Below are 6,988 nucleotides of genomic sequence, written 5' to 3'. Positions count from 1 at the left end.
CGCGCGGGCGGCGCGCGATCTCACCTACACCACCGCCCCCAACCCGAGCGCCCCAGAACAACCTTCACCCCAACGCCTCGCGCAACCGATACCACAACATCCCCAGCGCCAGCAGCGGCGAGCGCAACGCCTTGCCGCCCGGGAAGGTCAGGTGCGGCACGGCGCTGAACACGTCCAGCCCCTGGCTGTGGCCCAGCGCGATGCCTTCTGCCAGCAACTTCGCCGTCCAGTGCGTCACGTTCAGCCCGTGCCCGGAATAGCCCTGGGCATAGTAGACGTTCGGGTGCTGGCTCAGCCTGCCCACCTGCGGGAAGCGGTTGGCGGTGATGCCGATCATGCCGCCCCACTGGTAGTCGATGCGCACCTCGGCCAGCTGCGGGAACACCTTCAGCACCTTGGGACGCATGTACGCGGCGATGTCCTTGGGGTCGCGCCCTGAATAGTGGCAGGCGCCACCGAACAGCAAGCGGCGGTCGGCGGTCAGGCGGTAGTAGTCCAGGCCGACCTTCTGGTCGCACAGGGCCATGTTCTTCGGGATCAGCGTGCTGGCCAGGGCCTCGGGCAGCGGCTCGGTCGCCACCACGTAGCTGCCGGCCGGCAGCACCTTGCCGCTCAGCCGCGGCTCCAGTTCATCCAGGTGGGCGTTGCAGCCCAGTACCAGGCTGCGCGCACGCACTTTGCCGCGGGCGGTGTGCAGGGTCACCGTGGGGCCGTGCTCGATGCGCAGCACCGGGCTCTGCTCGAAGATGCGCACCCCCAGGCCATGGGCGGCACGTGCTTCGCCCTGGACCAGGTCGAGCGGGTGCAGGTGGCCCGAGCCCATGTCGATCAGGCCGCCGGCATACTGGTCGCTGGCGACCACCTCGTGCATGCGCGCCGCCGGCACCAGGCGTGTCTCGTGCTGGTAGCCGAGGGCGGCGAGGTCGTCCTGCTCCTCCTTGAAGGCGGCGAACTGGGCAGGCGTGTTGGCCAGTTCGCAAAAGCCCCAGCGCAGGTCGCAGTCGATGCCATATCGCGCGATGCGGCTGGCCACCAGGGCCACCGAATCGATGCCGGCGTGCTTGAGGTAGCGCACGCCGTCCTGGCCGACGTAGCGGGCAAAGCCGCTGACGTCGTGGCCAATGCCGCGAATCAGCTGGCCGCCGTTGCGCCCGCTGGCGCCCCAGCCGATGCGCCGGCCTTCGAGCAGGACCACCGAGAGGCCCTGCTCAGCCAGCTCCAGGGCGGTGTTGACCCCCGTCAGGCCGCCGCCGACCACGCACACGTCGGCCGTCAGTTCGCCGTCGAGGCTGGGGTAGGGCGCCGTGTTGCGCGCCGTGGCGGCGTAGTACGACGCAGTGTGTTGGGTATCGAAAGGCATGGCGCGTTCTCGGCTCAGCGGTTGGACTTGATCTTGCTCCAGGAGCGGGTCATCACCCGCATGATCTGCGGGCTCGGCGTGCTGGAGATGTACAGCTTGTCGAGTACCGCCTGGGTCGGATAGATCTCGGGGTTGTCGACCAGCGCCGGGTCCATGAAGGCTTTGGCGTCGGGGTTGGCGTTGGCATAGCCGACGGTGGCGCTGACCTTGGCGATCACCTCTGGCTGGAGCAGGTAGTTGATGAAGGCCAGGGCCTGTTCAGGGTTTTGCGCATCCTTGGGGATGGCCAGCAGGTCGAACCACAGGTTGCTGCCTTCCTTGGGGATGCTGTAGGCGATTTTCACGCCGTTCTTGGCTTCGATCGCCCGGTTGGCGGCCTGGAACACGTCGCCGGAGTAGCCGAAGGCCACGCAGATATCGCCGTTGGCAAGGTCGGACACGTACTTGGAGGAGTGGAAGTAGGTGATGTAGGGGCGCAGTTCGAGCAGGCGCGCCTCGGCCTTGGCGTAGTCGGCGGTCTTCTCGCTGCGCGGGTCCATGCCCAGGTAGTTGAGCATCGCCGGGAACAGCTCGTCCGGCGAGTCCATGAAGGCTACGCCGCATTGCTTGAGCTTCTTCAGGTTCTCGGGTTCGAACAGCACCGCCCAGGAGTCGATATGGTCGATACCCAGCGCGGCCTTGACCTTGTCGACGTTGTAGCCGATGCCGTTGGTGCCCCACAGGTAAGGCACGGCGTACTGGTTGCCGGGGTCATTCTGCTCGAGCTGCTGCAGCAGCTTGGGGTCCAGGTGCTTCCAGTTCGGCAGCTTGCTGCGGTCCAGCGGCAGGAAGGCACCGGCCTGGGCCTGGCGGGCCAGGAAGTGGTTGGAAGGCACCACCACGTCATAGCCGGTGCGGCCTGCGAGCAGTTTGCCTTCCAGGGTTTCGTTGGAGTCGAACACGTCATAGACCACCTTGATCCCGCTGCTGGCCTGGAAGTCGGCCAGCGTCGTGTCGCCGATGTAGTCGGTCCAGTTGTACACGCTGACGCTGGGCTGGGCCTGGGCGGCGGCCGCGCCGAAGAGCAGGGTGAATGCGGCGGGAATCAGGGTTTGCAGATGACGCATGTGTACACCTCGTTGGTCTTGTTCTTTGAATGCGGTGTGTTGGGGCTGCTTTGCAGCCCATCGCTGGCAAGCCAGCTCCTACAGGTACAGTGCAGGGCCTGAGGGCAGCATCTGCCTTGTGGGAGCCGGCTTGCCGGCGATGCGTTACACGCTGAGCAGCAGGAACTCACGCTCCCAGGAACTGATCACGCGCTTGAAGTTTTCATGCTCGGCGCGCTTGACCGCCACGTAGCCCTGGACGAACTGCTTGCCCAGGTACTGCTGCACGGTTTCGCAGTCTTCCATGTGCTGCAGGGCGTCCTCGATGGTGATCGGCAGGCGCAGGTTGCGCCGCTCGTAGGCGCGGCCCTGCACCGGTGCGCTCGGGTCGATCTTCTCGACCATGCCCAGGTAGCCGCACAGCAGGCTCGCGGCGATCGCCAGGTAAGGGTTGGCGTCGGCGCCCGGCAGGCGGTTTTCCACGCGCATCGCATCGGGGCTGGAAGTCGGCACGCGCAGGCCGGCGGTGCGGTTTTCCTCGCCCCACTCGACGTTGACCGGGGCCGAAGTGTCCGGCAGGAAGCGGCGGAACGAGTTGACGTTCGGCGCGAACATCGGCAGCAGCTTGGGGATGTACTTCTGCAGGCCGCCGATATGATGCAGGAACAGCTCGCTCATGCTGCCATCTTCATTGGCGAACACCGGCTTGCCGGTGGCGATGTCGACCACGCTCTGGTGCAGGTGCATGGCACTGCCCGGCTCGTCGGTGATCGGCTTGGCCATGAAGGTAGCGGCCACGTTGTGCTTGAGCGCCGCCTCGCGCATGGTGCGCTTGAACACGGTGATCTGGTCGGCAAGGTCCAGTGCGTCGCCGTGGCGGAAGTTGATCTCCATCTGCGCCGGGCCGTCTTCGTGGATCAGCGTGTCCAGGTCCAGGCCTTGCAGTTCGCACCAGTCGTAGACGTCCTCGAACAGCGGGTCGAATTCGTTGGCGGCATCGATGGAGAACGACTGGCGCCCGCTTTCGGCGCGGCCGGAGCGGCCCATGGGCACCTGCAGGGGCAGGTCCGGGTCTTCGCAGCGCTGGGTCAGGTAGAACTCCATCTCCGGCGCGACGATCGGCTGCCAGCCTTTGTCGGCGTAGAGCTTGAGCACTTTCTTCAAGACGTTGCGCGGCGACAGCTCGATCGGGTTGCCCTGCTTGTCGAAGGTGTCGTGGATGACGATGGCGGTCGGCTCGATCGCCCACGGGATCTGGTACACCGCAGTCGGGTCGGGGCGGCAGACCATGTCGATGTCGGCAGCGTCGAGCAGGCTGTAGTAGATGTCATCGTCGACATAGTCGCCGGTGACGGTCTGCAGCAGCACGCTTTCAGGCAGGCGCATGCCACGCTCGTGGAGGAATTTGGCGGTCGGTGCGATCTTGCCGCGGGCGATGCCGGTCAGGTCGCTGATCACGCATTCGACTTCGGTGATCCGGTGCTCTTTCAGCCAGGTGGACAGCTGATCGAAGGGGGCGTTCATACAGACCTCTTGGTTGGGTTTTTGTGGCACTTGCGTGAAGGAACCTTCCCACACGGCGTGCTGGCGACTATCTTGGTCGCAGCCCCCACGGGCCATCTATCCACTTTATTCGGCAATGAATGCACCAAAAGAGTGCAAATAGGACCAAGCGTGAACACGCCCAATGCCTTGCAAGTTCAAGCGTTCAACACCACCGATGTCACCGAGCTGGTGCGCGCCACCCCCGGCTGGCAGCAGCAGTACCGGCAGATGTCGCCGGGCCATTTCAGCGGCCAGCTGCGCTGCCTGGGGCTCGATGGCGTGGAGGTGTACGAAGAATGCCTGAACACCCGTGTCGAGCAGTTCTTCCGGGCGCCCAGCGGCGCCTTGGCGTTCTGCTTCGACCGCAGCGAAAACAGCCTGTACCTGCTCAACGAGCAAAGCCGCAATATCTGGATCACGCCGGAGAACTACCAGGAAGTGGCGGTGGTGTTCGACCAGGCCTTCCTGGCCCGCCATGGCCTCGACCCACAGCGCCTCGAAGGCTTGTTCATGGTGCCGCTGGGCAGCGGCCAGAATGCGCTGTTCGGCAGCTGGCTCAGTGCCACCCTGACGCGCCTGGGCGAAGCCGATTGCCCGCTCGAAGGCCAGGCGCTGGCCGAGCAGTTGCTGGAAGACTGCCTGTTCATTCTCGACAATGCCTGCCAGCGCCTGCAGGGCGGCGCCCTGGGACGGCGCGGGGTGGAGCGGGGGATCATGCAGCGGGTCAGCGAATGGGCGGCGGACTGCCCGGAAGAAACCCTCAACCTGGTGGAGCTGGCGGCAGTGGCCGGGGTTTCCCTGCGCCAGTTGCAGGAAGCCTTCAAGGCCTTTACCGGCATGCCGCCGGCGCAATGGCTGCGCTTGCGCCGCCTGAACGGTGCGCGGCGCGACCTGCTGCGCGGTGGCGAGATGACCGTGGCAGAGGTCGCCATGCGTTGGTCGTTTTGGCATTTGGGAAGGTTTTCAGAGAGTTACAGGCAGTTGTTCAAGGAGTTACCGAGCGAGACCCTCAAGCGCAGCCGGGCCTGAAACCTGCTATCGTGCCCGGCAGTTATTACCCGAGGTTTCGATGTTCTACCTGCCTTTGCCCAGCGACCAGGCCGACCGCCTCGCCAGCGAACCTACCGACTTCTTCCACACCGCCAGCCTCTTCGAGGCTGCTGCGGTGCTGTTCGTGCAGAACCTGCCACGCCAACCCGCCAGCCTTTCGGCCGACGTCCAGGAGCGGCGTTTTGCAGAAATCGTGCGGATCGCCAACGAAGTCGAGGCGGCAGCGCCGGGCCGCTTCCAGGGCCAGGTGGCCCAGCACTTTGACCGCGAAGCCTTTGCCATGGGCCTGGGGATGCTGGGCGAGAATGGCGTCGGGCTGGTGTCGCCAGAGGTCGACTACCCGGCCGATGAGTGGCAGGACGGCGAAGGCCAGTGGAACTTCCAGTTCGCCGACAGCTACCGCCAGCGGGTGACGCCGCTGCACCCGGTGCATTTGCCAGGCCTGGGCAGTGACCTGCGCCTGAGCGACCAGCAGAACCGCCTGTTGCGCGAGTTCCTCTCCGGCGTCGACGAATCGGTGGCAGTGCAGGGCTTTGCCGGCACCGGCAAAACCTTCCTGATTCAGCAATTCACTCGTTTGCTCGACCCGCAGCGCACCTTGCTGCTGGCCCTGACCGAGGGCCAGTTGCGCGCGTTGCAGGCGCGGGTGAAGGATGCCGCAGCCTACACGGCGATGACCTTCGGCCAACTGGCCGACGAAATCCTCAACCGCGACCTGACCAGCAACGGCTGGCGCCTGCGCGACCCGTACCGCACCAAGCTTTCCTGGCGCCCGCAGGAAGCGCAGGTGGTGAAATGGCTGGCGATCCCCGACATCGGCCCGCTGGCGGCCCGCGATGTGGTGGCCCTGTGCATCAAGGCCGTGCGCAGTTTCTGCCGCAGCGGCGACAGCCAGTTGCAGTTGCACCATCTGCCCTGGGCCGGCCCCGGCACCACGCCGCTGGACCAGCAAGTGCTGCTGGAAAAGGCCCGGCTGTACTGGCAGGAGCTGACCCGCCCCTCGGCGCGGGAAATCCAGCTGCCGGTGCGCGATTACCACCGGGTCAAGCTGCTGTCGCTGACCGCCGAGGTGATCGACAGCCGCTACAGCCACGTCATCGTCGACGAAGCCCACGAGCTGTCCGCACCGATGCTTGCCGTGCTCGATCGCAGCCCGCAATCGATCATCGCCCTGGGTGACGAGCTGCAGAACCTCAATGGCCTGAGCCCACACCATGGCGGCTTCATTCGCCAACGCTACATCGACCATTCGCTGCGCGCCGGGCCGGCCATGGACGGCGTGCTCAACCCGCTGATCCAGGCACACCCGGCGGCCATCCAGGCGGCCTTCAGCGGCAGCGCCGAGCACTACACCCGGGTCAGCTTCTTCGATGCGGTGGCCGTGCCCGAGCAGCCCACGGCGTTGATCGTCGACGACGAGTGGGGGCTGTTCGGCTGGTTCCAGCGCCTGACGCACCAGGGTGTGCCGTTCGTGCTGCTGCAGAGCGCGCGCAAGGACTTCGAGCTGTTCGTCGAGGATTGCATCGAGCTGTACCGCTACGGCACCCGGCCGCGCCACCCGATGCTGTTCCGCTACCCCAGCTGGCAGGCGCTGGAGCAGGACAAGGGCGATGACAAGGCGTTTGTCGCGGTGGCCAACATGCTGCGCAAGGGCTACACGCCCGAGCACTTTGCCAAGGCCAAGAGCCGCTACCGCTGGGACAAGGCGCCGAAGCTGTTCCTGGGCCGCGTGCGCGATGTGAAGAACATGGAATTTGCCCGGGTGATGGTGTCGCCGGAGTTGATGGTTGCGCCGGCCACGGCGGGCAATCGCAATGAACGGGCGCGGCTGCTGGCGGGGTTGTACACCGCGTGTTCGCGGGCGCGGCATGAGCTGATCGTGCCGGGGGGGATGCTGGACTGGGTCAAGGACCAGGTTCGCGATTGAGATCTTTTGGGGCCGCTTCGC

General features: G+C 65.7%; 5 protein-coding genes. 2 read left to right on the top strand and 3 right to left on the bottom strand.

Going from position 1 to position 6,988, the window contains the following annotated elements:
• Window positions 1-64: 64 nt before the first annotated feature.
• From B3E94_RS11445 to B3E94_RS11435, 3 genes are all read right to left on the bottom strand, one after another.
• On the bottom strand, window positions 65-1,360 hold the full coding sequence (locus B3E94_RS11445) for an NAD(P)/FAD-dependent oxidoreductase (RefSeq protein ID WP_286913584.1): 1,296 nt from the start codon (window positions 1,358-1,360) through the stop codon (window positions 65-67).
• 14 nt (window positions 1,361-1,374) lie between these two features.
• Complete coding sequence (locus tag B3E94_RS11440) at window positions 1,375-2,466, bottom strand: polyamine ABC transporter substrate-binding protein (RefSeq protein WP_176510842.1); 1,092 nt, start codon at window positions 2,464-2,466, stop codon at window positions 1,375-1,377.
• Between the two features lie 144 nt (window positions 2,467-2,610).
• Window positions 2,611-3,969, bottom strand: coding sequence for a glutamine synthetase family protein (locus B3E94_RS11435; protein WP_176510841.1), 1,359 nt, complete (start codon window positions 3,967-3,969; stop codon window positions 2,611-2,613).
• 150 nt (window positions 3,970-4,119) lie between these two features.
• Here B3E94_RS11435 and B3E94_RS11430 point away from each other — a divergent pair, with 150 nt between their 5' ends.
• Window positions 4,120-5,019 (top strand): helix-turn-helix domain-containing protein, encoded by a 900-nt coding sequence (locus B3E94_RS11430; protein WP_286913582.1) that lies wholly within the window; start codon window positions 4,120-4,122, stop codon window positions 5,017-5,019.
• A gap of 40 nt (window positions 5,020-5,059) precedes the next feature.
• Complete coding sequence (locus B3E94_RS11425) at window positions 5,060-6,967, top strand: AAA family ATPase (RefSeq protein ID WP_286913580.1); 1,908 nt, start codon at window positions 5,060-5,062, stop codon at window positions 6,965-6,967.
• Window positions 6,968-6,988: the final 21 nt, after the last annotated feature.

Origin of the sequence: Pseudomonas sp. UBA6315 (assembly GCF_002438125.1) — a bacterium.
GTDB classification, from domain to species: Bacteria; Pseudomonadota; Gammaproteobacteria; order Pseudomonadales; family Pseudomonadaceae; genus Aquipseudomonas; species Aquipseudomonas faucium.
The sequence above is the reverse complement of the archived record's forward strand: the minus strand, read 5'-3'. Positions and strand labels throughout refer to the sequence as shown.